Genomic DNA, 22,030 nt, shown 5'->3' on the forward strand with positions numbered 1-22,030 from the left:
CCAGCCAGCCGCCCCGCAGCAGGCGGAGGCACCGGAACCGCAGGCCGAACCCGCGCAGCCCGCGGCCCTGCCGCCGCCGGTGCCGCGTGCGACCGGCACGGGAACGGGGGCGTATGGCGTGCAGCTTGCCGCCCTTGATACGCAGGAAGCCGCATTGAAAAGCTGGACCCGGCTGTCCAGCCGCTATCCCGACGTGTTCGGGCCGTATCAGCCTGCCGTGGTGAAGGCGGAACGCAACGGCAAGACCTTCTACCGCCTGCGCGTCAAGGGGCTGGCGAAGGCGCAGGCGGTCAGCCTGTGCGCAAAGGCCAAGGCAAAGAGCCTGGCGTGCGAGCTGGTCCATTCCTGATCCCGCCATGGCCTGTGTTCCCGTTTCGCGGAGGGGAGGGTGAACGGGGATAACGCCCCGCCCGCTTCCCCCACCACCGCCCCGATCGTCCATCTGGAAGGGTTCGACGGGCCGATGGACCTGCTACTGGAACTGGCGCGGGCGCAGAAGGTGGATCTGTGGCGCATTTCCATCCTGCAGCTGGTGGAGCAGTATCTGGCTGTCGTGCGTGCCGCGCGGGACATCCGGCTGGAACAGGCGGCGGACTGGCTGGTCATGGCGGCGTGGCTGGCGTGGCTCAAGTCCCGCCTGCTGCTGCCTGAGGATGATGAGGAAGCAACCGACGCGGAGGAGGCGGCCAGCCTCCTGCATGAACGCCTGCTGGAACTGGAGCGGATGGTCCAGCTTGGCCGCTGGCTGGCGGGACGCCCGCAGCTTGGTCTGGAAGTATTTGAACGCGGACAGTCGGAAACGCTGGTGGAAATCGACCGCTCGGGCCTTGCAGTTGATGTGCCGCAGCTTATGCGGGGGTACATGGCGGCCATGCGCAGGCGGGCGCGCAAATCCGTCTACCAGCCGCGCGTGCTGCGGTTCTGGACCGTGCAGGACGCGCTGGCACGGCTGCGGCGCATGCTGGGTACGCCCGATCTGAAGACGGACTGGTGCGGACTGGACGGGTTCGTACCCGACATTCCGCCACAGGCCGACATGACGGAAACAATGGTGCAGACAGGCCGCCGCGCCGCCGTGGCGGGCACGTTGCTGGCCAGCCTTGAAATGGCGCGCAGCGGGATGATCGAACTCCAGCAGGCGGAACAGTTTGGCCGTATCTGGCTGCGCGAACGGGCGGAGCCGCCGCATGACGCTGGAACAGAACCGGAAGGGGACATGGCCTGATGAACGAGACGCGACAGCCCGGGCTGCTGCCTGAAGGGGAGGCGGCCGAAACACTGGTCGAGGTGCGGGAGTTCTCGCTCCGGCTGGTGGAGGCGCTGATTTTCGCCCGTGCCGATCCGCTCAGCACCCGCGCCATTGCCGAAGTGCTGGGCGCGCAGGGCGGCATACCGCACGATACCGCCGACCGGGATGCCTATGTCGCCGCCACGCTGGCGGCGCTGGCGGCGCAGTATGCGGGGCGTGGCGTCGTGCTGGTGGAAGTGGCGGGGGGATGGCAGTTCCGTACCGCCCCCGATCTTGCCCCGCGCCTGACCCGCGTCATGCCGCGCCCGCGCAGGCTTGCGCGATCGACCATGGAAACGCTGGCCATCATTGCCTATCACCAGCCCTGCACCCGCGCCGAGATCGAGGAGATCCGCGGCGTCAGCCTGAGCCAGCAGGTGCTGGACACCCTGCTGGAGGCGGAACTGATCATGCCGCTGGGCCGTAAGGAAGTTCCGGGGCGGCCCATCCTGTGGGGGACATCATCGGGCTTCCTGCGTCATTTCGGGCTGAAGGACCTTGGTGATCTGCCCCGGCGGGAGGAACTGCTGGTGGATGTGCCCGATACCGCCGTGCCACCCGATGCGCCGGACGAGGTTCCTGACCCGCCCGCGTCGTGATAGGTGTGCAGGACATGCACGGGCGAGACGTGATGCCGGGCGGTGGCGTGCGGGTGTGCCGCGTGTGCGTGGTGGGGGAGGAAAGTGGTCATGTTCGATTTCGCGTGGTCTGAATTTGCCCTGATCGGGGTGGTGGGCCTGCTGCTGATCGGGCCCAAGGACATGCCTGTCGCCATCCGCACGGTAACGGGCCTGATCAAGAAGGCGCGCGGCCTCGCCACCGAATTCCAGTCCCATGTGGATGAAATGGTGCGTGAGGCGGACCTGACGGAGGCGCGTGACCAGCTTGGCCAGCTCAAGCGGCTGAACGTGCGCGACAAGCTGATGAAGGCGATTGACGGGGATGGCACGCTGCGGCGTTCGCTCGATCCCGCCACGCTGACGGGGACGGCGCCCGTCCCCCCGCCAGCCACGCCCGGAGTGGAGGACGCGCTGCCGGAACACAGGGTTCCCTCGCGCCATTACATTCCCCCGCTATCCACCGCCACGCCGAAGGAAGCAGACGCGGCGGTGCTGGCCAGCGCGCCCGATTTCCTTCCGCCCCGTGTCGCGCGCCGTATCGCGGCCGAACTGCCGGACCTGACCCCGCCGGCCTTCCTGCCGCCGGTCAGGGTCATTCACCGGGGGCAGCGTGTCTCCGTCACAGCCGACGGACGGGAATAAGAACGCGATGGATGCAGGAGACGACACCCTGAATCAGGATTCGATCAACGACCAGCCCATGCCGCTGCTGGAACATCTGGTGGAACTGCGGCGCAGGCTGCTGTGGTCCATCGTGACGTTCATGGTGTGCTTTGCCGTCTGTTACTATTATTCGGAACAGATCTATTTCTTCCTGGCCAGGCCGCTGGGCGACATCATGCGCCAGAAGGGGGAACAGCCGCACCTGATCTATACCGCGCTGTATGAAGCCTTCTTCACCTACATGAAGGTCGCCTTCTTCGGTGCGGCCTGCCTGTCGTTTCCCATGGTGGCGGTGCAGGCGTGGATCTTCATAGCGCCCGGGCTGTACCGCAGCGAAAAGCGTGCATTCGCGCCCTTCCTGGTCGCGACGCCCATCATGTTCGCCATGGGGGCGGCGCTGGCGTATTATTTCATTTTTCCCGCCGCGTGGAAGTTCTTCCTGTCGTTCCAGACGGCGGACGGGCAGGACGGGCTGCAGATCGAACTGCAGGCCAAGGTGTCGGAATACCTGACGCTGGTCATGAAGCTGATCATGGCGTTCGGCATGGCGTTTGAACTGCCCGTGGTGCTGACGCTCATGGCGCGGGTGGGGCTGGTGACATCGAAGGGGCTGGCGAAAGTGCGGCGCTATGCCTATGTCGGCGCGTTCGTGGCCGCCGCCATCCTGACGCCGCCCGACGTGATTACCCAGACCGGTCTGGCCGTGCCGCTGATCGGGCTGTACGAGGTTTCCATTTTCTGCGCCCGCCTTGTCGAGCCGCGCAACCCGCCTGAAGACGATACCGAGGAGACTACCTGATGCACGACCTGCGCGCGCTTCGCGCCGATCCCGACGGTTTTGATGCCGCCCTGAAGCGCCGGGGCGAGCCTGCTGTGGCGCAGGCGCTGCTGCTGCTGGATCATGACCGCCGCGCGGCTGAAACCGCATTGCAGGAACTGCAGGCGCGGCGAAAGCAGATTTCGAAGGAAATCGGCATGATGCGCAAATCCGGCGCGGACAGTTCCGCGCTGGAAGCGGAAGTGGCCGGCGCCAAGGCCCGGATGGAGGAACTGCAGACCCGCGCTGATGATCTGGACAGCCAGATCCGTGGGACGCTGGAACGCCTGCCCAACCATCTGGACGCCGGCGTGCCCGAAGGGGCCGATGAAAGTGCGAACGTGGAGGTGCACCAGAACGGCACGCCACGCGAATTCCCCTTTGCCCCGCGTGAGCATTTCGAACTGGGCGAAGCGCTGGGCATGATGGATTTCGAGACCGCGTCCCGCCTGTCGGGTGCGCGGTTCGTGGTGCTGCGTGGCCAGCTTGCGCGGCTGGAACGCGCGCTGGGCCAGTTCATGCTGGACCTGCACACGGGCGAAAACGGCTACGAGGAAACCGCTGTGCCCGTTCTGGTCAATAACGAGGCGATGTACGGTACCGACAAGCTGCCCAAATTCGCCGACCAGTCCTTCCGCACCGAGGATGGCCGCTGGCTGATTCCCACGGCTGAAGTGCCGCTGACGGCCAGTGTCGCGGGCCAGATCCTGCCGTGCGCCGTGCTGCCGCGCCGCCTTGTCGCCCTGTCATCGTGCTTCCGCAGCGAAGCCGGGGCGGCAGGTCGTGATACGCGCGGCATGCTGCGCCAGCATCAGTTCCAGAAGGTGGAGATGGTGTCCATCACCACGCCGGAGGAGAGTGACGCCGAGCATGAGCGCATGACCCGCTGCGCGGAAATGGTGCTGGAAAAGCTGGGCATTCCCTACCGCCGCATGCTGCTGTGCGCGGGCGATACCGGTTTTGGCGCGGCAAAGACCTTCGACCTGGAGGCCTGGCTGCCGGGGCAGAAGGCATGGCGCGAAATCTCGTCATGTTCCACCACGCGCGACTTTCAGGCCCGCCGCATGAACGCACGCTATCGCCCGGCGGAGGGCAAGCCCGCCTTCGTCCATACCCTGAACGGGTCCGGGCTGGCCGTGGGCCGCACGCTGATCGCGGTGATGGAAAACTACCAGAACGAGGATGGCAGCATCACCGTGCCCGACGTGCTGCGCCCCTATATGGGCGGTGTCGAGGTCATCCGCGCGGCCTGATCCCCCGTGGGGCGGTCGTGCAGGTCACGCTCGCCCTGTCTGGCTGCAGGAGGTCGGCGCGACGCTGGCTTCCTGTCCCGCCTTTCCCTTAACGCCGCTTGCGGTGCGGGCGCTTGCCTCTGGGCGGTGCCTCACGGTTGCGGCGTCCCGGCGGACTGGCGCGGTTGTCGGGGCTGAAGGGGGATGTGCGGGGCGTGCGGGCGCGGATGCTCTGCTGGCGCAGAACATCCTCGATCCAGTCATTCAGGCGTGCGGTCGTGGCCTCGGCTTCCTCACGGTTGACGTAGGCTTCGGGAAAGCGCAGCGCCAGCCACCGCCAGGCCACCAGTCGCTTGTGGCGCTTTTCGGCGCGTTCCAGTTCCGTCCGCTCGGCCCGTTCGGGGGGCGGCAGGCGGCCCGTGCCCGGCGGTGGCACGGCATTGCCCGCCGCATGATCCGCCGCCCAGTGGACAAGGCGCTGGATGCCGTTGTCACGGTCATCCACCGGGCACATGGCGTAAACCCAGCGCTGCGCCAGCGTCAGGTCCGCAACCCCTTCCAGCGCGGTGGCGATGGCGAAGGCCTGTTCCATGTTGGCCAGACGGTAATTGGGGTCATCACGGCGCAGCACCGCGCGGCGGATGCGCACCAGCACGCCAAACAGGCTGTCGGACCCGATTTCGGCCGCCACGGCCTGCACGATGTCGGCATCCGGCTGGACCTGCGGGCGCATGTCCTCGATCGGCTGCGGGGGAGCGGCCAGCATGGCGTGGATGAAGGACGGGCTGCCCACCCCTTCCAGCACGGCCACGACACCCTGTTCATGCTTGCCATAACGCCCGGCGCGACCGCCGATCTGCTTGACCTCCTGCGGGTTGAGGTCGCGCGTCTGGTTGCCGTCATATTTGCGCAGGGCCGCGAAGACGACGCGGCGGATGGTCAGGTTCAGCCCCATGCCGATGGCGTCGGTCGCGATCAGGATATCGGCGTCGCCATCATTGAAACGCTGGGCCTCCGCCCGGCGGACTTCGGGGCTGAGCGCGCCATACACCACCGCCACCCGTTTGCCCTGCGCCAGCAGCAGCGCGCGCAGGTCCAGCACCTCGCGCCGGGAAAAGGCGATCAGTGCGTCATGTTTCTGCAGTTCATGGAGGCTGACCGAGCGTTCGGCGGCGACCAGCGGGCTTTTGCGTTCCAGCCGGATTTCATCCACCGGGTCACCACACAGTTCGGCAATGCGGCGGACCATGGGAATGCAGTCGGGCGCGCCCAGAATGAACAGGTGCCGCGCGGGTGCGCCCATGATGGCCGCCGTCCATGCCGCCCCCCGGTCGGGGTCGGTCAGCATCTGGGCTTCGTCGATGATGGCGACATCGACCGGGTTGTTCAGCGGGCACATTTCCACGGTCGCGGCCAGATGACGGCTGCCGGGCACGTCGATGCGCTCTTCGCCGGTGGCAAGCGATGTCGGCACGCCGCGCGCGGTCAGCGACTCGCGGAATTCATGGGCCAGCAGCCGCAGGGGCGCCAGCGCCAGCCCGCTTTCGGCGCGGGCCAGCGCATCAAGTGCTGTATGCGACTTGCCGCTGTTGGTCGGCCCCGTCACCAGCGTGATGCGGCGGTTGAGCGCGCGCGCGGTGCGGAAATGGGCGGCGTAGCGGTCAAGGGCGGCAACCTGCGCAATGACGGCATTGCCCACGCGGCGGTTGCCAAGGTCGGGGGCCAGCGGCGTGCGCGACGGGGTGTCCTGTCCCTCCCTGCGCCACTGGGGCAGCTGCTGGCGCAGGGCCATAAGTTCGGTGGGGTCGAATTCCCACCGTTCCTGCCCGTCCGCCTGCGGCACGCGCCGGGCGACCGGCAGGCGGTTTTCCGCGATCCAGCGCAGGGCCTCGCGGTGCGAGCAGCGCAGCAGGCCGGGCACGTCGCTGAAGGGGACAAGGCTTTTTTCCCATTCGCGCAGGCGCAGCACTTCCTCACGCCGGCGCGCACGTGCCGTATCCTCGATCCGGGTGTCACGGTCCTTGCGGCTTGCATCCTCGCGTTCCAGCCCGGCGGCGAAGGCATCCGCATCCGGCAGGGCAAAGGCGTCGGCCACCGCCACGGCCAGGGTGCGCAGTTCCGCAGGCGCCAGCATGCGGCCGGTTCCGTCGAACAGGTCGGCGCGGATATTTTCCACCGCGGCGTGTGGCGTATCGCCCTGCGCGCGCAGTTTTTCCCGCAGCACGGGGGCAAGGGCCGACAGCAGGCGGGCGTCATCGGGTTCGGGGTCGTCCACGCTCACGGCGGCGGCTTCGGTATCCGCGCGCGTGACCCATACCTGTCCCGCGCGGCGCGTCAGGTCCATGAGACGCGACCCCCATGGCTTGCGCCGGACGGTGCACAGCGCGCTACGGAACGCGGCGTCATCTATCCGTGCCGCGCCAGGCTGCAGCATGCGGGCGATCACGCGCTCCAGCTTCGGGCGTTCGCGGGTTTCAACATGCAGTCCGGTTGCGGCGATCGCCGCATCCAGCGCCAGCAGGGCAGGGGCGGCCCGGTCGGGGAATTCAGAAGTCATACCTGACTATGTGCGTCATCCGTGCGCGGACGACAATGGACTCCCTACTTGCATCCGGTCCCGAAATCATTGAATAGAGGCCCGCATCGTACGCGTGTGGCGTGACATGCGCGCACCGGAACGGACATTATGCGGCAAATCTGTTCCCTGTAGCGCGTGATATGTTTGTTTTGTGCTGGAATTCCACGCTGTGGATGGCCTAAACATGCCCGCACTCAAGCTTTATGTAGCTGTGGGCGGGCGCATGTTTCAGGATATCCTGTGTCTGCGTCATACCCAGCCGGGAGAATGATAACCAGATGTCCGATACGTTGATTGTGCCTACTTCCGAAACCATGCTGACGGGCCTTGCCCCGGTAGCCGGTCAGGAAGGCGTGTTCCACCTGGCCGAACCGACCAGGGAATACAGCCACCTGAATGCTGAAACCGTCCTGTCGGTCCATCACTGGACGGACCGGCTGTTCAGCTTCACCACCACGCGCGACCCGGCGCTGCGCTTCGAGAACGGTCAGTTCACGATGATCGGCATCGAGGTCGAGGGCAAGCCGCTGCTGCGTGCCTACAGCATCGCCAGCGCGAATTACGAGGACCACCTCGAATTCCTGTCGATCGCCGTGCCCGATGGTCCGCTGACCTCGCGCCTGCGCCATGTGAAGGTGGGCGACAAGGTGCTGATCGGCCGCAAGCCCGTCGGCACGCTGCTGCTGGACAACCTGCGTCCGGGCCGCAACCTGTATTTCCTGTCCACGGGCACGGGGCTTGCGCCCTTCATGAGCCTGATCAAGGACCCGGAATGTTATGAGCGCTACGACCATGTGATCCTGAGCCACACGGTCCGTATCTCGGGCGAGCTGGCCTATGCCAACCACATCCGCCACGAACTGCCCGAACATGAATTCCTGGGCGAGGACGTGAAGGGCAAGCTGCTGTATTACCCGGCCGTGACCCGTGAGGAATTCGCCGTTACCGACCGTATCACCAAGCTGATCGAGACGGGCAGGATCTTCAAGGATCTCAATATCCCCGAGCTCGATCCCGAACATGACCGCGTCATGATCTGCGGTTCGCCGGAAATGCTGGCCGATACGGAAAAGATGCTGCAGGACCGTGGCTTTGACGAGGGGAACAACTCCAACCCCGGCGCCTATGTGGTGGAAAAGGCGTTCGCTGAACGCTGATCCCGCCCCAGCCCCGGCCATGGACCCCCAGGCCGGGGCTTTTTTGTTGGCCCCGCCCCGCGTCCGGGCGGGGGAGCGCCGGAATGACGCATGCTGTCGCCGTCCTTCCGGCTGGAAGCAGGATGCACAACCGGCATGAGTTATGATTTCGATCTGTTTGTAATCGGCGCGGGTTCGGGTGGCGTGCGGTGCGCCCGCATTGCCTCCAGCCATGGGGCGCGCGTGGCCGTGGCGGAAAGCCGCCATTGGGGTGGCACCTGCGTCAACCTTGGCTGCGTGCCCAAGAAACTGATGGTCCAGGCCAGCGAATATGGCGACTGGGTGGATGACAGCCACGGCTTCGGCTGGAACACGAAACGCGGGCAGCATGACTGGGCCGCGCTGATTGACGCCAAGGACCGCGAGATCACGCGCCTGAACGGGCTGTATGTCTCGATGCTGGAAAAGGCGGGGGTCGCCCTGTTTACCGGCCATGCCACCATCGAGGATGCGCATACCCTGCGCATCGACCCATCGCCGCTGGCCCCCGACGCGGCCCCCCGCCGCGTCACCGCGGCCCGGATCGTCATTGCCGTGGGGTCCACGCCGACGGCCCCGAAAATACCCGGTGCGGAATACGCCATTTCCTCCGACCAGGCCTTCCACCTCACACACCGTCCGCAGCGGGTCTGCATGGTGGGGGGTGGATATATTGGCGTGGAGTTCGCGGGTATTTTCCGTGGCTTCGGGTCGGAGGTCGATCTGGTCTATCGCCAGCAGCAGCCGCTGCGGGGGTTTGATGGCGACCTGCGCCATGCCCTGCACGACGCCATCGACCTGCGCGGCATCCGCCAGCATGCCAGCGCGTCCCCTACCAGCATTGAAAAACGCAGGGATGGCAGCTTTGCCGTCACCCTGGATAACGGCAGCCAGATTGAAACCGACTGCGTTTTCTTCGCCACCGGACGCCACCCCAAGATCACCGGCCTTGGCCTGACACAGCTTGGTGTCGCGATGGAGGAGAACGGGCGCATCATCGTGGGGGACGACAGCCAGACGACGGTGCCCGGCATTTACGCCATAGGCGACGTGACCAACCGGCTGAACCTGACCCCCGTGGCCATTGCGGAAGGGCATAACCTGGCCGACCGCCTGTTTGGCGCAGCGCCCGCGCGGCAGTGGTCCTATGCCACCACGCCCAAGGCGGTGTTCTTTACCCCCGCCCTTGCCAGTGTCGGCCTGACGGAAGCCGAGGCGGCGCACAGGGGCGATGTGGATGTCTATGTCAGCCGCTTCCGTCCCATGCGCAATACGCTGAGCGGCCGCCAGCAGCGCACGTTCATGAAGCTGGTGGTGGATCAGGCCAGCCAGGTCGTGGTGGGCGCGCACATGCTGGGTGATGACGCGCCGGAAATCATGCAGGGGCTGGCCATTGCCGTGACGGCGGGCCTGAAGAAAGGGGACTGGGACCGGACCATCGGGATCCATCCTTCCTCGGCGGAGGAATTCGTGACCATGCGCACCCGCACGCGGGTCACGCCCCATCATCCGGCCTGATACAGAAAAACCGTTGCCGGTCAGTGTTCCGGCAACGGTTTTTTTTACAGGATTCGAGAGAACGCAACCTTTTTAGGAAAAGGCAGCGCCTCAAAACTTTTGTTATCTTTCAGTGCGTTACCGGGGTGCGACCCAGCCATTGCCGGTCGAATCGCCAAGCTGGCCATCGCCATTGATCCCGCTGCTCTGGTACGAACTGCCGAAACGCGACAGGTCCGTGCCCGTGACCGAATCGCGGTGCACATGTTCCAGATGATCCGGGTCGGGACCGTGGTTCAGTTCCATGGACGGCGCTTCCTCATAACCGGGCGGCAGATGGTTGCGCTGACCATGAACGGTCATCTTGTCTTCATTCTGGCTGTTGCTGTCGTCACTGTTGGCGGGCGCGGCCATGGCCGTCACACTGAACAGGCACAGCCCGGCTGCCAGGGCGGTTATGAATTTCCCACGTGTGGTGGCCATGATCCGTAATCCTTTTACCTGAGAGGGCACCATGCCAACCATGCCCCGTCAGGAGAAGCCGTGGTCTGGCAGGCCAACCATGTCACTTTTACATATGGGTGAAGCATGACTGTAATACGACCTGCATCTGTATGGATCGGGTCGGTTTGTGGCGTCAATGCAACATTGTTTCCCCGCTGGTGGCACGGGCGGAGGGACCGGGGCCAGAACAGGCTTTGCCATGCCGGGCTTTTTTCGACATAAAGACTGCCCTTCCGCCGCTGGCGGCGGGGACTGTCTTGTATCAAGAGGAATTAGGATCCGACCCATGAGTGCGACGCACAGCCACAACAGTTCTTCCCGGCAGGCCTGGACGCCGGAGAGCTGGCGGTCGTTTCCGGCGCGGCAGATGCCGCGATATCCCGACGAAGCCGCCCTGCAGGGCGTGGAAGCGCGCCTGCGCCGTTACCCGCCGCTGGTTTTCGCGGGGGAAGCCAGGCGCCTGCGCGCCCATCTGGCCAAGGCCGCCACGGGGCAGGCCTTCGTGCTGCAGGGGGGCGCGTGTGCCGAAAGCTTCAGCGAATTCACCGCCGACATCGTGCGTGATACCTTCCGCGTGCTGCTACAGATGGCCGTGGTGCTGACCTTCGGCGCGAAGGTGCCGGTCATCAAGATCGGACGCATGGCCGGGCAGTACGCCAAGCCGCGCTCTTCGGATACCGAAACGAAGGACGGCGTCACGCTGCCATCCTACCGTGGTGACATCATCAATGGCTCGGACTTCACGGAAGCCGCGCGCATTCCTGATCCGAAGCGCATGGAAACCGGCTACTTCCAGTCCGTCGGGACCATGAACCTGCTGCGCGCGTTTGCTGGCGGCGGTTATGCCAACCTGCATGAAGTTCACCGCTGGAACCTCGGCTTTGTCGAGCGTTCGCCACTGGCGCAGCGTTACGGGCAACTGGCCGAACGCATTGGCGAGACGCTGGACTTCATGGCTGCGTGCGGCCTGACGGCGGCGACCACGCCCCAGATTGACGAGACCGAGTTCTATACCTCGCACGAGGCCCTGCTGCTGCCGTATGAGCAGGCGCTGACCCGCATCGATTCGACATCGGACGAATGGTATGACTGCTCGGCCCATTTCGTGTGGATCGGGGACCGGACCCGCCAGCCCGATGGCGCACATGTCGAGTTCCTGCGCGGGGTACGCAACCCCATCGGCATCAAGGTCGGTCCCACCACGACCATCGAGGACCTTGAACAGCTGCTCGACATCCTCAACCCGACCGATGAGGCGGGGCGCATTTCGCTCATTTCCCGCATGGGGGCGGGCAAGGTGCGTGAGCATCTGCCGCCGCTGCTCGAGAAAGTGATGGCCACGGGGCGGACGGTCACATGGTTGTGTGACCCCATGCACGGCAACACAAGCTCGACCTCGACGGGCGTCAAGACGCGCTCCTTCGATGCCATCCTGTCCGAGATTCACGGCTTTTTTGACGTGTTCGAGGCCGCGGGCGCCCACCCCGGCGGCGTGCATTTCGAAATGACCGGCCAGAACGTGACCGAATGTATCGGTGGCGCGCACCGCTTGACGGAAGACGATCTGGGTGAACGCTATGAAACCTTCTGCGACCCGCGCCTGAATGCGGAACAGTCGCTGGAGATGGCGTTCCGTCTGGCCGAGGAGCTGAAGACGCGGATGCATCGCATGCATGGCGGGGCGCGCTAGTCCCGTCCGGATGGGGGGATTGGAGGGGCATATGACCCACGGTGACAGGACAAGGCACGACAGGGGTGCCGGCGCGGTGGAACAGGATGTGATCGCCGCCCGCACGGATGCGTATTTCAACCGCACACGTGCCATTGTCGAACACTTTGGGGACAGGAAGGTGACGTACGCCATCTTCCTGCGCCGCCCCGTCGTGTCCGCGCCCCGGCTTATGGTGGACTGGCTGCATGCCGTCGCCGCCGAGCGCGGGATCGGGATCGAATGTGACGTCATGTTCCCCGAGGGGACATGGGTTGGCGCGGGTGAACCGCTGGCCTACGTGACCGGGTCGTTCGCGCAGCTTGCGGTGCTGGAGACACTGGTGCTCCAGCGTCTCGGTCCGGCCTGCGTGGCCGCGCACAATGCCTATCAGATGGCCATGGCGCTGCCGCATGTGCGCTTCATGGCGATGGAGGCGCGGCACTGCGCGGGCTTTGGCATGCAGGAACAGATGGCGTATGCCGCTTCCGTCGGCAGCCATGCCGCCCAGAAGGAAGGTGCGCTGGGCTTTATCGGCAGCGCCAATGACGCAACGGCGCATTATTTCGGCACCAAGAAGGGACTGGGCACCATGCCGCATGCCTTGGTGGGGTATGCCGGGTCCACCCTGCGGGCGGCTGAAATGTTCCATGAGGTCTATCCCGACATGGACCTTGTGGTGCTGGTGGATTATTTCGGGTCCGAGGTGACAGACGCGCTGGAAGTCTGTCGCCATTTCCCGGACCTTGCGGCAACAGGGCGGCTGGCCGTGCGGCTGGATACGCATGGTGGCCGTTTTCTGGAGGGGCTGGACCCGCAATCGTCCTATGACGTGCTGGAACGGCACACGCCGGGCAGCATACGGCGGTACCGGTCGGACAAGGAACTGCGCTACCTTGTGGGCACGGGCGTGTCCGCCGCCGCCATCTGGCGCATGCGCGAAGCACTGGACGAGGCCGGGTTCGCGCATGTGCGCATCATCGCGTCGTCGGGTTTCAGCGTGGAAAAATGCCTCAGCATGGCCGATGCCCATGCGCCGGTCGATGTGATCGGCACGGGGTCGTTCATCCCCGATCGCTGGTCCGAAACCTATGCCACGGCGGATATCGTGGCCTATGACGATGTGCCCCGCGTCAAGGCAGGGCGTGAATTCCTGCTGCGTCATATGCGCAACCGCTAGGCCGGTCATGGGCTTACGTCCCCGAAGGGACGCATAACGAAAGGCTTCATCTTGTCAGAAACCATTTTTGCCCCCGAAGGGGGATGGCGCGTGCGGATTCTGGATCTGTCGGGCGGTGCCGAGGATAATATTGTCGAGGAAGTCGGTGGCTTTCCCGACCTGATCCAGGCCAATGCCTTCGCGCGGGCCTATGTGCGCGACAGCATTGAACGCTGCCGCATGCCCGGCCTGTCGGCGGCGGATATCCTCAAGGCATGGTTTTCCTTTGGCGAGGACGCGGAAGTGCTGGAATCGGGCGATCAGGGCTGGCGTTCGGCCAATGAACTGGATGATTTCGCAGCCCATGCCGCAAGCCCGATGGAGCGCGACTGGCGCGCGTTCGACCCCCGCCGTGGCGGCGATGAGGAAGACGAGGCGTAAGGACGCCCCTGAAACTGTAAAATATAAAAGTTTTGGGTGTCGCCTTTTTTCAAAAAGGCGGCGTTCGCCCGGGTTGGTCTGAAAAAACTTTCCCAATACGCCGTGTATTGAACCGGCGGCTTGTCCCGAGAACCATCTGCCTGCTCGGGCAAGGCCAGTCCCCATGCCGGCATGTCCCGGGGGTGGGTCTGAAGGCTGGTGTGTTCCGCGTCGGTTTGCGCATGTGTTCTCTGGCATTCGGGGCGTAATCGCCGCATATAAGGGGCATGAAACTCCGTTTTGCGCCCAGCCCGACCGGGCTGATCCATGTCGGCAATGCGCGTCAGGCCATTGCCAATGCCCTGTTCGCCCGCCGCCACAATGCACGCTTCCTGCTGCGCATTGACGATACCGATCGCGGTCGCTCGAAAGAGGAATACGTGCAGGCCCTGCAGGATGACCTGCGCTGGCTTGGCATTGGCTGGGATGAATTCGTGCGTCAGTCGGACCGGCTGGACCGCTACGCGCTGGCCATTGAAAATCTGAAGGCCAGCGGGCGGCTTTATCCGTGCTTCGAAAGCGAGCAGGAACTGGCCTCCAAGCGTGAAGCCCGTATCCGCATGCGCAAGCCGCCGGTCTATGACCGGGCCATGCTGCGCATGACCCCGCAGCAGCGCGCGCAGGCCGAAGCCAATGGCAAGGTGCCGTACTGGCGCTTCAGGCTGTCCGATCATCGCACGGTGGAATGGAACGATCTGGTCATGGGGCCGTCGCGCGTGAAGCTGCCCGCCATTTCCGATCCCGTTCTGGTGCGGGCGGACGGGACGGTGCTGTACACGCTGGCATCCGTCGTGGATGATATGGAACTGGGCATTACCCACATCATCCGGGGTGAGGACCATGTGACCAACACCGGCGTGCAGATCGACATTGCCGAGGCGCTGGGGGCAAAGCGCAACCGGTTCACCTTCGCGCACCTGCCGCTTTTGCTGGATGAAGGCGGCGGCAAGCTGTCCAAGCGGTTCGATGGGCTGTCGATTCGCGCATTGCGGCAGGACGGAGTCGAGTCCTCGGCCATCGTGTCCTATCTGGCGCGTCTGGGCAGTGCGGATGACCCGGCGCCGCTGTCGTTTGATGAACTGGCCAAAACATATGACCTCGGCCGTGTCTCGCGCTCGGCCGCGCGGTTCGACATGCGGCAGCTGCTGGGTCTGAACCGCCGTATCATGCACGCCATGCCGTTTGACGAAATCCGTACCCGCCTGCCCGAGGGGGCGACGGAAGCCTTCTGGCTGGCGGTGCGGGGCAACGTGGATCTGGCGGGTGAACTGCGGCACTGGTGGGATGTCGTGGCCGGTGAGATCATCCCCCCGGTGATCGAGGATGCGGACCGTCCCTTCCTGCTGCAGGCCCTCGAGTCGCTTCCTGCCGAACCGTGGGACGGGACAACATGGAAGACATGGACCACGGCCGTGAAGGAGTCCACGGGCCGCACGGGCCGTGCCCTGTTCCATCCGCTGCGCCTGGCGCTGACGGGAGAGGATAGCGGGCCGGAAATGCGTGACCTGCTGCCCCTTATGGGCCGGGCGCGAGTGGCCGACCGGCTGCAGATTGCGGCACGCTGATACAAAAAAGCCCGGTTTCGCACCGGGCTTTTTTTGAATGGAGAAGGATTGGAAATAATAAAAGTTTCCGGGTGCTGTCTTTTTTAAAAAGGCAGCGTTCTTCGAAGCTTTTACTCCTGCCTGTCGCCGCCCTGCCGCGCCTTGCGCCCACGGGACAGTTCGGTCACCACGCCATGTAGCGTGCGCAGTTCCTGTTCCGTTACTTCACCGCGCAGGAAGAAATGACGCAGGTTGCGCACCATGCCGGGGCGCTTCTGTTCATTGCGCAGGAAGCCGCATTCATCCAGATCAGCGATCAGGTGGCGCATGAAGTTGTCCAGTTCGCCACGGGTCGCCACATGCGTCTCGTTGGTCATGAGCGTGCGCGGCGGCGTATCATCCGCTGCCATCCACCACTCATACGCCATGATCATGACTGCCTGCGCCAGATTCAGTGACATGAACGCAGGATTGAGCGGATAGCGGATCAGCGCATCGGCGCGGGCCATGTCCTCGTTATCCAGCCCTGCGCGTTCAGGGCCGAACATAAGCCCGACCTTCAGCCCGCGATCCGTCATTTCCCGCAGTTCGGCAGCGCCACCGCGTGCGGTCAGCACCGGCTTTACGATATGGCGCGGGCGCGGGCAGGTGGCAAAGACATGATGCAGGTCGGCCACCGCATCATCCACCGTATCAAAGACCTGCGCGGATTCGAGGATGCGGTCAGCGCCCGAGGCACTGCGCCACGCACGTTCCTGCGGCCAGCCGTCACGTGGTGCAACAATACGCATGTGGAACAGGCCGCCATTGGCCATGGCGCGTGCAGTGGTACCGATGTTTTCGGCCATCTGGGGCCGGACAAGGATCACGACCGGGCTGTTGCCAATGGGGCCGATATCCGCCCCGCCGTCGCGGCCGGTCATGCCTGCCTCCATGTCGTGCCCTGCGGGCCGTCTTCCAGCACGATGCCCTGTGCCGCAAGGTCATTGCGGATTTCATCGGCACGGGCGAAGTCACGCGCCTTGCGCGCGGCCAGCCGTTCTGCAATCAGGCCTTCGATCCGGGCCGGGTCAACCTTCGCGCCGCCACGGAACCATGCCTCCGGCGTGTCCTGCAGCAGGCCCAGCAGGTTGCCCGCCGCCTTCAGTCGTGCCGCAGCCAGACTGTCACCCGTCATGGCCATATCGGCCAGGGCGTGCATTTCCGCCAGCGCGCGGGGGGTATTCAGGTCGTCGCACAGCACCTGCACCACGCTGTCGGGCGCGGGCACGGGATCCTGCACGGGATCAAGGTTTTCCAGTGCGCGGTAGAAACGGTCGAGCATCTGGCGGGCTTCATTCAGCCCTTCGCGGGTAAAGTTCAGCACCGATCTGTACTGCGCGCGCAGCAGCAGCAGGCGCAGGGCTTCCGCTGGCGTATCGCGCAGCACGTCGCGCACGGTCAGGAAGTTGCCGAGGGATTTCGACATCTTTTCCCCGTTCACCAGCAGCATGGCGTTATGCACCCAGTGATTGGCGAAGTGGCCATGCGGGTGGCAGCACATGCTCTGCGCGCGTTCGTTTTCATGGTGGGGGAACAGAAGGTCCGACCCGCCACCATGAATGTCGAAGCTTTCGCCCAGATAACGCTGCGACATGGCCGAACATTCGATATGCCAGCCAGGACGGCCCCGGCCCCACGGGCTGTCCCATCCCGGCGTCTGGTCGTCGGACGGTTTCCACAGCACGAAGTCACCGGGCGCGCGCTTGTAGGGCGCCACTTCCACCCGTGCGCCCGCGATCAGGTCATCTGGCGTGCGGCCCGACAGCGCGCCATAGGATGGATAGGTGCCTACCGCGAACAGGACGTGCCCTTCGGCTTCGTAGGCATGGCCGCTTTCGATCAGGCGGGCGATCATGTCCTGCATTTCACCGATATGGTGGGTCGCGCGTGGTTCCACATCTGGCGGCAGGATGGAGACGGCGGCCAGGTCCGCGTGGAAATCGTGGATGGTGCGCGCCGTCAGGTCCGCAATGGATTCGCCATTGGCATGGGCGCGGGCGTTGATCTTGTCATCCACGTCCGTGATGTTGCGCACGTAGGTCACGCGGGGGTACAGGTGGCGCAGCAGGCGCACCAGCACATCCGCCGTCAGCATGGCACGCAGGTTGCCGATATGCGCCAGATCATAGACCGTGGGGCCGCAGTAATAGACCCGCACGTTATCGGGTGCCAGCGGGACGAAGGGAACGGTGCTGCGCGTCCTGCTGTCGTGCAGGTGCAGGCGGGGCTGTGTGTCGGACATGATGCGCCTAGATGCGACAGACAGGCGGGATTAGGCAAGACCTCATCTGTGCCTTTGCGGTGGGCCAGCCGGGCTGGCCCGTCCGGTCAGCCGATTTCCTGCCCGATCTGCTTGATGTCATGGAATGTCAGGTCCGGGTTGCCTTCCGCCGTGCGTCGCATCATGAACGCGGACGAGGCAAGGAACACCGGGTCCCCATCAATGTCATCCGCCATGGCCGTGCGGTTGGCCATGCAGAAGGCATCCAGTTTCTCACGCGGGCCGGTGACCCAGCGGGCAAGGTTGTAGGGTGTCGATTCGAAGCCGATCGCAACCCCGTATTCCCCTTTCAGCCGGGACTGTAGCACATCCAGCTGCAGCGTCCCGACCACGCCCACGATCGGTGGCGCGCCATCCTGCGGGCGGAACAGCTGAACCACGCCTTCTTCCGCCAGTTCGGTCAGGGCCTGCCGCAGCTTCTTGGCCTTCATCGCATCATCCAGCCGCACGCGGCGCAGGATTTCGGGCGCGAAGTAGGGCACGCCGGTGAAGCGCAGGTCCTCGCCTTCGGTCAGGGTATCGCCAATGCGCAGCGTGCCGTGGTTGGGAATGCCCACCACGTCGCCCGCGAAGGCTTCCTCAGCCAGCTGGCGGTCACGGGCAAAGAAGAACTGTGGCGTATGCAGCGCGAACTGCTTGCCGATCCGCACATGCTTGAGCCGCATGCCGCGCTGCAGCTTGCCCGAGCAGATGCGGGCAAACGCCATGCGGTCGCGGTGGTTGGGGTCCATGTTGGCCTGGATCTTGAACACCAGCGCGGTCAGCGCCGGTTCATCCGCGCGGACGTTGCGGGTCTCGGTCGCCTGGTCACGCGGTGGCGGGCCGAAGGCGGCCAGCGCATCCAGCAGGTCGGTAACCCCGATTTCCTTCATCGCGCTGCCGAAGAACACCGGTGTCAGGTGACCGGCATTGAAGCTTTCAAGGTCGAATTCCGGCAGCGCCGCCTCAACCAGCTCCAGTTCCTCGCCCAGCTGCACCATGCGCGGGTCCGTCTGGTCCAGCGGTTCGGTTACGTGCAGTTCACGGTTGCGGATGTCATAGGTGCCGACAAATTTGGCCGCCCGCCCCACCGGCCACGTGGCGGGGGAGGTATCGAGCGCCAGCGAGGACGAGATTTCATCCAGCAGGGCAAACGGGTCCTGCGATTCGCGGTCCATCTTGTTGATGAAGGTGACAATGGGAATATCGCGCAGGCGGCAGATCTCGAACAGCTTGCGCGTCCGGGCCTCGATGCCCTTGGCGGCGTCGATCACCATCACGGCGGCGTCCACTGCCGTCAGCGTGCGGTAGGTATCTTCCGAGAAGTCTTCATGACCCGGCGTGTCGAGCAGGTTGAAGATGCAGCCGCCATATTCGAACGTCATGACCGATGTCACGACGGAAATGCCACGGTCGCGCTCGATCCCCATCCAGTCCGAACGCGTGCGCCGCCGTTCCCCCTTGGCCCGCACGTTGCCCGCCATCTGGATCGCGCCACCGGCGCGCAGGATGCGTTCGGTCAGCGTGGTCTTGCCCGCATCCGGGTGGGAAATGATGGCGAATGTGCGCCGCCGGGTGATTTCGGCGGCAAGCGGGGTATCGGCGACGGTGGCGGTCACGGTCTTGTCCATTCCTGCGGCTGGCCCGGCGGAAGGGATGCGGAAGCGGGCAGGGGCCAGAAACGCGGACGCCGGACGCGGGGACAAAACCCCACGCCCGGCGTCACGCCTGCCCGGTTCCGGGACTTGATCAGCGAGAGTAGAATTCGATGACCAGGTTCGGTTCCATCTGGACCGGATACGGAACGTCCGACAGCTTGGGGCTGCGCAGGAAGGAGCCCTTCATCTGGCGGTGGTCCACTTCCATGTATTCCGGCACGTCGCGTTCGCCGCTCTGCGCCGCATCCAGCACGATGGCCAGCTGCTTGGACTTTTCACGGACTTCGATCACGTCGCCATCACGCACCAGATAGGACGGGATGTTGACCTTGCGGCCGTTGACCGTGATGTGGCCGTGGCTGATGAACTGACGGGCCGCGAACGGGGTGATCGCGAACTTCAGGCGGTACACGACCGCGTCCAGCCGGCGTTCCAGCAGGTCGATCAGGTTTTCGGAGGTATCGCCCTTGCGGCGGACGGCCTCGTCATAATACTTGCGGAACTGCTTTTCGCCGATGTTGCCGTAGTAGCCCTTCAGCTTCTGCTTGGCCATCAGCTGCACGGAGAAGTCGGACGGCTTCTGCTTGCGGCGCTGGCCATGCTGGCCGGGGCCATATTCGCGCTTGTTGACCGGGGACTTCGCACGGCCCCACAGGTTTACGCCAAGGCGGCGATTGATTTTGTACTTGCTCTCAAGGCGCTTGCTCATCTGCGCGCTCTCTCTTCATTCATCTGCATGGCACACGGCGGAAACCGCATGGCCATGTTGTTGCACCGGTAGGTCCTGTTCCGCATGAACAGGACGGGCGCGCCACGTATTACCGGCACCGGGGAGCAATCACCCATGGGCACCAGCCGTATCGTCCACGTTCCCGGCAGTCGGGCGCGTATAGAAGTACCGTGCCCGTCCTGTCAATCATCATGCATGCCGCCCCACGGCAAAAGCCTGTATCGCACAGTGCTGCCAGCCTGTTATGAAACGGACACCGGAAGAAGACATGACGGGAACAGGGGGGTTTTACGCATGGATACGCCATTTACACAGCGCTGGGGGCTGTTTGTCGGCCTTGGCGCCATATCGTTCGGGCTGGGCATCGTGGCATGGGTGGATGCGCTGGCAGTGTCGCTGGCCAGTACCATCCTGCTTGGCGTGCTGCTGTTCGTCGCGGGCGCGGTGCAGCTTGTGCATGCCTTTGTCGTGCGTGACTGGAGCGGGCGGTTCATGTCCATTCTGGGTGGCGCGCTGTACATCCTGGCGGGCACGATGATGATGGAGGAACCGACAACGGGGTCCATGGTCATCACCATCTTCATTTCCGCCTGCCTGGTCGTATCGGGCATCGGGCGCATCATCATGGCGTTCCAGCAGCGTGGCCTGCAGGGATGGTGGCTGATCCTGCTTGGTGGGCTGATCAGCCTGCTGGTGGGGGTGTGCCTGTATGTAACGCTGCCGTGGTCGGGCCTGTGGCTGATCGGCACGTTCGTGGCCGTTGAACTGATCGCGGCGGGCATTGGCTGGATCCAGTTCGGCCTTGCCCTGCGGCAGGCCGCCTACATCCCGCCTGAAAACTGAGTGGCAAGGTTGCGGTCAATGGCATTGTTGGCCGTAACCCCCAGCAGGTTGCGCAGGTCGGTGGCGTTCATCCGCGCCTCGAAGCCGGGGCCGCCGGGCTGGAACAGTTTTGCCGTCGATAGCGGCCCGACCGTGACAGGGTCGAAACCTGCGTCATGGATCAGCCAGCCCGCCACATACAGCGCCTGCACCACATCGCCCGCCATGGGCAGGGCCAGACGCGGGGGCGTGCGGAAGGCCTCGGCTTCCAGCGTGGTCATGTCCTCGGAATTGAAGGCCCGCACGACCGAGGCCTGCGGGAACATCGCCTGCGTGGTCACGCCCGCCCCCTTGGCCAGCGCCAGCCGTCCGATCTTTCCATCCCGCCAGCCATAGGGGTTGGAGGGGTCGATCAGCGGCTTTGTCCCCACGATCGACCCGATGTCGTGCCGAAGCTGGGGCAGCGCGCCATAGGGGACCGCCAGCACCACGGCGTCGCCAAACCTTGCCGCTTCCTGTGGCGTGCCGTCGCGGGCGAGGGGATAGAGTTCCGACGCCAGTTTCTTCGCGGCACCTTTATGAATGTCGGAGAACATGACCTGATGTCCCGCCCGGCACCATAAATGCCCCAGCGTGCTGCCGACATGGCCCGATCCGATCATGCCGATACGCAGGGGCCGTCGTGCATGGGCCGCCCCGGGCAGGCTGGCAGGGATCAGCGCGCCCAATGCGGCGAACAGGCTCTGTCGGCGGGTCAGTTTCAGGGCGGGCATGCATTTCTCCTGTTCTGGCGGCATGTGGTAGTATGGCACGGGATGGCTTATCCATGGTTGGTTCTTTGCCGACCAGTCCGATATATGACACAGACTTGGCTGAAGCAGGAGTTACAGCGTCAATGACCGATACCCCCGATCAGGACCGGAACGTGGTCGCGCAGTCCGCTGTCCCCGCTGGCGTGGAACATCCGGTGGAAGCCCTGCATGAGGCCGTGCAGGAAGATGAGGCGGCGCTTGCCGCCACCACCGTTCCCGATCCTGGCCCGGTGCCCGAAGCCCAGACACAGGTCGTACCCACCGACCATGACGCCGTGGCCACCAGCCAGGCAGCCGCCACGGCCGCCATGGCCCCCGAATTCATGCCCTACAGGGAACTGTTCCAACTCATGGGGGCGATCGTGTTCGTGCTGGTCGTGCTGGCGGTGGGGTGGAACGCCATGCATGCATCCGGTATCTGGCCGGAATGATCGCCTGATC

General features: G+C 64.7%; 21 protein-coding genes. 14 read left to right on the forward strand and 7 right to left on the reverse strand.

Going from position 1 to position 22,030, the window contains the following annotated elements; all coding sequences use genetic code 11:
* The 6 genes from B7449_RS16865 to serS all read left to right on the forward strand — a co-directional run.
* Window positions 1-349 (forward strand): SPOR domain-containing protein (locus B7449_RS16865; RefSeq protein ID WP_048883884.1); only part of this gene is annotated, 349 nt, incomplete at its 5' end.
* A 39-nt stretch (window positions 350-388) separates the two neighbouring features.
* Window positions 389-1,225 carry a segregation and condensation protein A gene (locus B7449_RS16870; RefSeq protein ID WP_039735545.1) on the forward strand — a complete coding sequence of 279 codons (837 nt, stop codon included), beginning with the start codon at window positions 389-391 and terminating at the stop codon, window positions 1,223-1,225.
* Window positions 1,225-1,887, forward strand: a complete 663-nt coding sequence (gene scpB / locus B7449_RS16875; RefSeq protein ID WP_039735546.1) for an SMC-Scp complex subunit ScpB — start codon at window positions 1,225-1,227, stop codon at window positions 1,885-1,887. The genes B7449_RS16870 and scpB overlap by 1 nt, the downstream gene beginning before the upstream one ends.
* Before the next feature lie 90 nt (window positions 1,888-1,977).
* Window positions 1,978-2,550 (forward strand): Sec-independent protein translocase protein TatB, encoded by a 573-nt coding sequence (gene tatB / locus B7449_RS16880; RefSeq protein ID WP_039735548.1) that lies wholly within the window; start codon window positions 1,978-1,980, stop codon window positions 2,548-2,550.
* Between the two features lie 7 nt (window positions 2,551-2,557).
* Window positions 2,558-3,370 carry a twin-arginine translocase subunit TatC gene (gene tatC, locus B7449_RS16885; protein WP_039735549.1) on the forward strand — a complete coding sequence of 271 codons (813 nt, stop codon included), beginning with the start codon at window positions 2,558-2,560 and terminating at the stop codon, window positions 3,368-3,370.
* Complete coding sequence (gene serS / locus B7449_RS16890; protein WP_039735550.1) at window positions 3,370-4,641, forward strand: serine--tRNA ligase; 1,272 nt, start codon at window positions 3,370-3,372, stop codon at window positions 4,639-4,641. Before tatC ends, serS begins: the two co-directional genes overlap by 1 nt.
* An 88-nt stretch (window positions 4,642-4,729) precedes the next feature.
* Here serS and B7449_RS16895 read toward each other — a convergent pair whose 3' ends face one another.
* Window positions 4,730-7,177, reverse strand: a complete 2,448-nt coding sequence (locus B7449_RS16895; RefSeq protein WP_039735552.1) for a helicase-related protein — start codon at window positions 7,175-7,177, stop codon at window positions 4,730-4,732.
* Window positions 7,178-7,476: 299 nt separating this feature from the next.
* Between B7449_RS16895 and B7449_RS16900 the strand changes: the two genes are divergently transcribed.
* Together B7449_RS16900 and gorA are read left to right on the forward strand one after the other, a co-directional pair.
* Entirely contained in the window at window positions 7,477-8,355 is an 879-nt protein-coding gene (locus B7449_RS16900; RefSeq protein ID WP_039735553.1) for a ferredoxin--NADP reductase, read from the forward strand.
* A 135-nt stretch (window positions 8,356-8,490) separates the two neighbouring features.
* Window positions 8,491-9,891, forward strand: a complete 1,401-nt coding sequence (gorA, locus tag B7449_RS16905) for a glutathione-disulfide reductase (RefSeq protein ID WP_048883887.1) — start codon at window positions 8,491-8,493, stop codon at window positions 9,889-9,891.
* Window positions 9,892-10,008: 117 nt separating this feature from the next.
* Here the strand turns inward: gorA and B7449_RS16910 are convergent, their stop codons facing one another.
* Window positions 10,009-10,353: a hypothetical protein gene (locus B7449_RS16910; protein ID WP_039735556.1), complete on the reverse strand. Its 345-nt coding sequence runs from the start codon at window positions 10,351-10,353 to the stop codon at window positions 10,009-10,011.
* Window positions 10,354-10,660: 307 nt separating this feature from the next.
* Between B7449_RS16910 and B7449_RS16915 the strand changes: the two genes are divergently transcribed.
* The 4 genes from B7449_RS16915 (at window position 10,661) to gltX (ending at window position 15,286) form a co-directional block, all read left to right on the forward strand.
* Window positions 10,661-12,064, forward strand: a complete 1,404-nt coding sequence (locus tag B7449_RS16915) for a class II 3-deoxy-7-phosphoheptulonate synthase (RefSeq protein WP_039735557.1) — start codon at window positions 10,661-10,663, stop codon at window positions 12,062-12,064.
* 31 nt (window positions 12,065-12,095) lie between these two features.
* Window positions 12,096-13,262, forward strand: a complete 1,167-nt coding sequence (locus B7449_RS16920; protein WP_039735559.1) for a beta/alpha barrel domain-containing protein — start codon at window positions 12,096-12,098, stop codon at window positions 13,260-13,262.
* A gap of 51 nt (window positions 13,263-13,313) precedes the next feature.
* The gene (locus tag B7449_RS16925; protein WP_039735560.1) at window positions 13,314-13,682 is read left to right on the forward strand and encodes a hypothetical protein; all 369 of its coding nucleotides are present in this window, start codon (window positions 13,314-13,316) and stop codon (window positions 13,680-13,682) included.
* Window positions 13,683-13,948: 266 nt separating this feature from the next.
* Window positions 13,949-15,286, forward strand: a complete 1,338-nt coding sequence (gene gltX / locus B7449_RS16930; protein ID WP_039735561.1) for a glutamate--tRNA ligase — start codon at window positions 13,949-13,951, stop codon at window positions 15,284-15,286.
* Window positions 15,287-15,396: 110 nt separating this feature from the next.
* Here the strand turns inward: gltX and B7449_RS16935 are convergent, their stop codons facing one another.
* The 4 genes from B7449_RS16935 to rpsD all read right to left on the reverse strand — a co-directional run bounded on the left by B7449_RS16935 (window position 15,397) and on the right by rpsD (window position 19,934).
* Entirely contained in the window at window positions 15,397-16,188 is a 792-nt protein-coding gene (locus B7449_RS16935) for an RNA methyltransferase (RefSeq protein WP_199858336.1), read from the reverse strand.
* Complete coding sequence (gene cysS / locus B7449_RS16940) at window positions 16,185-17,549, reverse strand: cysteine--tRNA ligase (RefSeq protein ID WP_039735564.1); 1,365 nt, start codon at window positions 17,547-17,549, stop codon at window positions 16,185-16,187. The genes B7449_RS16935 and cysS overlap by 4 nt, the downstream gene beginning before the upstream one ends.
* A gap of 86 nt (window positions 17,550-17,635) precedes the next feature.
* Window positions 17,636-19,198 (reverse strand): peptide chain release factor 3, encoded by a 1,563-nt coding sequence (prfC, locus tag B7449_RS16945; RefSeq protein ID WP_039735565.1) that lies wholly within the window; start codon window positions 19,196-19,198, stop codon window positions 17,636-17,638.
* A 118-nt stretch (window positions 19,199-19,316) separates the two neighbouring features.
* Entirely contained in the window at window positions 19,317-19,934 is a 618-nt protein-coding gene (gene rpsD, locus B7449_RS16950) for a 30S ribosomal protein S4 (protein ID WP_010506989.1), read from the reverse strand.
* 315 nt (window positions 19,935-20,249) lie between these two features.
* On the opposite strand from rpsD, the gene B7449_RS16955 reads away from it, so the two are divergent.
* Complete coding sequence (locus B7449_RS16955) at window positions 20,250-20,798, forward strand: HdeD family acid-resistance protein (protein ID WP_039735566.1); 549 nt, start codon at window positions 20,250-20,252, stop codon at window positions 20,796-20,798.
* Here B7449_RS16955 and B7449_RS16960 read toward each other — a convergent pair.
* Window positions 20,777-21,550 carry an NADPH-dependent F420 reductase gene (locus tag B7449_RS16960; protein WP_039735567.1) on the reverse strand — a complete coding sequence of 258 codons (774 nt, stop codon included), beginning with the start codon at window positions 21,548-21,550 and terminating at the stop codon, window positions 20,777-20,779. The genes B7449_RS16955 and B7449_RS16960 overlap by 22 nt on opposite strands.
* Before the next feature lie 122 nt (window positions 21,551-21,672).
* On the opposite strand from B7449_RS16960, the gene B7449_RS16965 reads away from it, so the two are divergent.
* Entirely contained in the window at window positions 21,673-22,020 is a 348-nt protein-coding gene (locus B7449_RS16965) for a hypothetical protein (RefSeq protein ID WP_039735568.1), read from the forward strand.
* Window positions 22,021-22,030 lie beyond the last annotated feature (10 nt).

Source organism: Komagataeibacter intermedius TF2, assembly GCF_000964425.1.
Classification (GTDB): domain Bacteria; phylum Pseudomonadota; class Alphaproteobacteria; order Acetobacterales; family Acetobacteraceae; genus Komagataeibacter; species Komagataeibacter intermedius.

Excerpts from the sequence above, each read along its gene's own strand:
- scpB (WP_039735546.1), top strand. The coding sequence starts at position 1,225 with ATGAACGAGACGCGACAGCCCGGGCTGCTGCCTGAAGGGGAGGCGGCC.
- tatB (WP_039735548.1), top strand. The coding sequence starts at position 1,978 with ATGTTCGATTTCGCGTGGTCTGAATTTGCCCTGATCGGGGTGGTGGGC.
- tatC (WP_039735549.1), top strand. The coding sequence starts at position 2,558 with ATGGATGCAGGAGACGACACCCTGAATCAGGATTCGATCAACGACCAG.
- serS (WP_039735550.1), top strand. The coding sequence starts at position 3,370 with ATGCACGACCTGCGCGCGCTTCGCGCCGATCCCGACGGTTTTGATGCC.
- B7449_RS16895 (WP_039735552.1), bottom strand. The coding sequence starts at position 7,177 with ATGACTTCTGAATTCCCCGACCGGGCCGCCCCTGCCCTGCTGGCGCTG.
- B7449_RS16900 (WP_039735553.1), top strand. The coding sequence starts at position 7,477 with ATGTCCGATACGTTGATTGTGCCTACTTCCGAAACCATGCTGACGGGC.
- gorA (WP_048883887.1), top strand. The coding sequence starts at position 8,491 with ATGAGTTATGATTTCGATCTGTTTGTAATCGGCGCGGGTTCGGGTGGC.
- B7449_RS16910 (WP_039735556.1), bottom strand. The coding sequence starts at position 10,353 with ATGGCCACCACACGTGGGAAATTCATAACCGCCCTGGCAGCCGGGCTG.
- B7449_RS16915 (WP_039735557.1), top strand. The coding sequence starts at position 10,661 with ATGAGTGCGACGCACAGCCACAACAGTTCTTCCCGGCAGGCCTGGACG.
- B7449_RS16920 (WP_039735559.1), top strand. The coding sequence starts at position 12,096 with ATGACCCACGGTGACAGGACAAGGCACGACAGGGGTGCCGGCGCGGTG.
- gltX (WP_039735561.1), top strand. The coding sequence starts at position 13,949 with ATGAAACTCCGTTTTGCGCCCAGCCCGACCGGGCTGATCCATGTCGGC.
- B7449_RS16935 (WP_199858336.1), bottom strand. The coding sequence starts at position 16,188 with ATGACCGGCCGCGACGGCGGGGCGGATATCGGCCCCATTGGCAACAGC.
- cysS (WP_039735564.1), bottom strand. The coding sequence starts at position 17,549 with ATGTCCGACACACAGCCCCGCCTGCACCTGCACGACAGCAGGACGCGC.
- prfC (WP_039735565.1), bottom strand. The coding sequence starts at position 19,198 with ATGGACAAGACCGTGACCGCCACCGTCGCCGATACCCCGCTTGCCGCC.
- rpsD (WP_010506989.1), bottom strand. The coding sequence starts at position 19,934 with ATGAGCAAGCGCCTTGAGAGCAAGTACAAAATCAATCGCCGCCTTGGC.
- B7449_RS16955 (WP_039735566.1), top strand. The coding sequence starts at position 20,250 with ATGGATACGCCATTTACACAGCGCTGGGGGCTGTTTGTCGGCCTTGGC.
- B7449_RS16960 (WP_039735567.1), bottom strand. The coding sequence starts at position 21,550 with ATGCCCGCCCTGAAACTGACCCGCCGACAGAGCCTGTTCGCCGCATTG.
- B7449_RS16965 (WP_039735568.1), top strand. The coding sequence starts at position 21,673 with ATGACCGATACCCCCGATCAGGACCGGAACGTGGTCGCGCAGTCCGCT.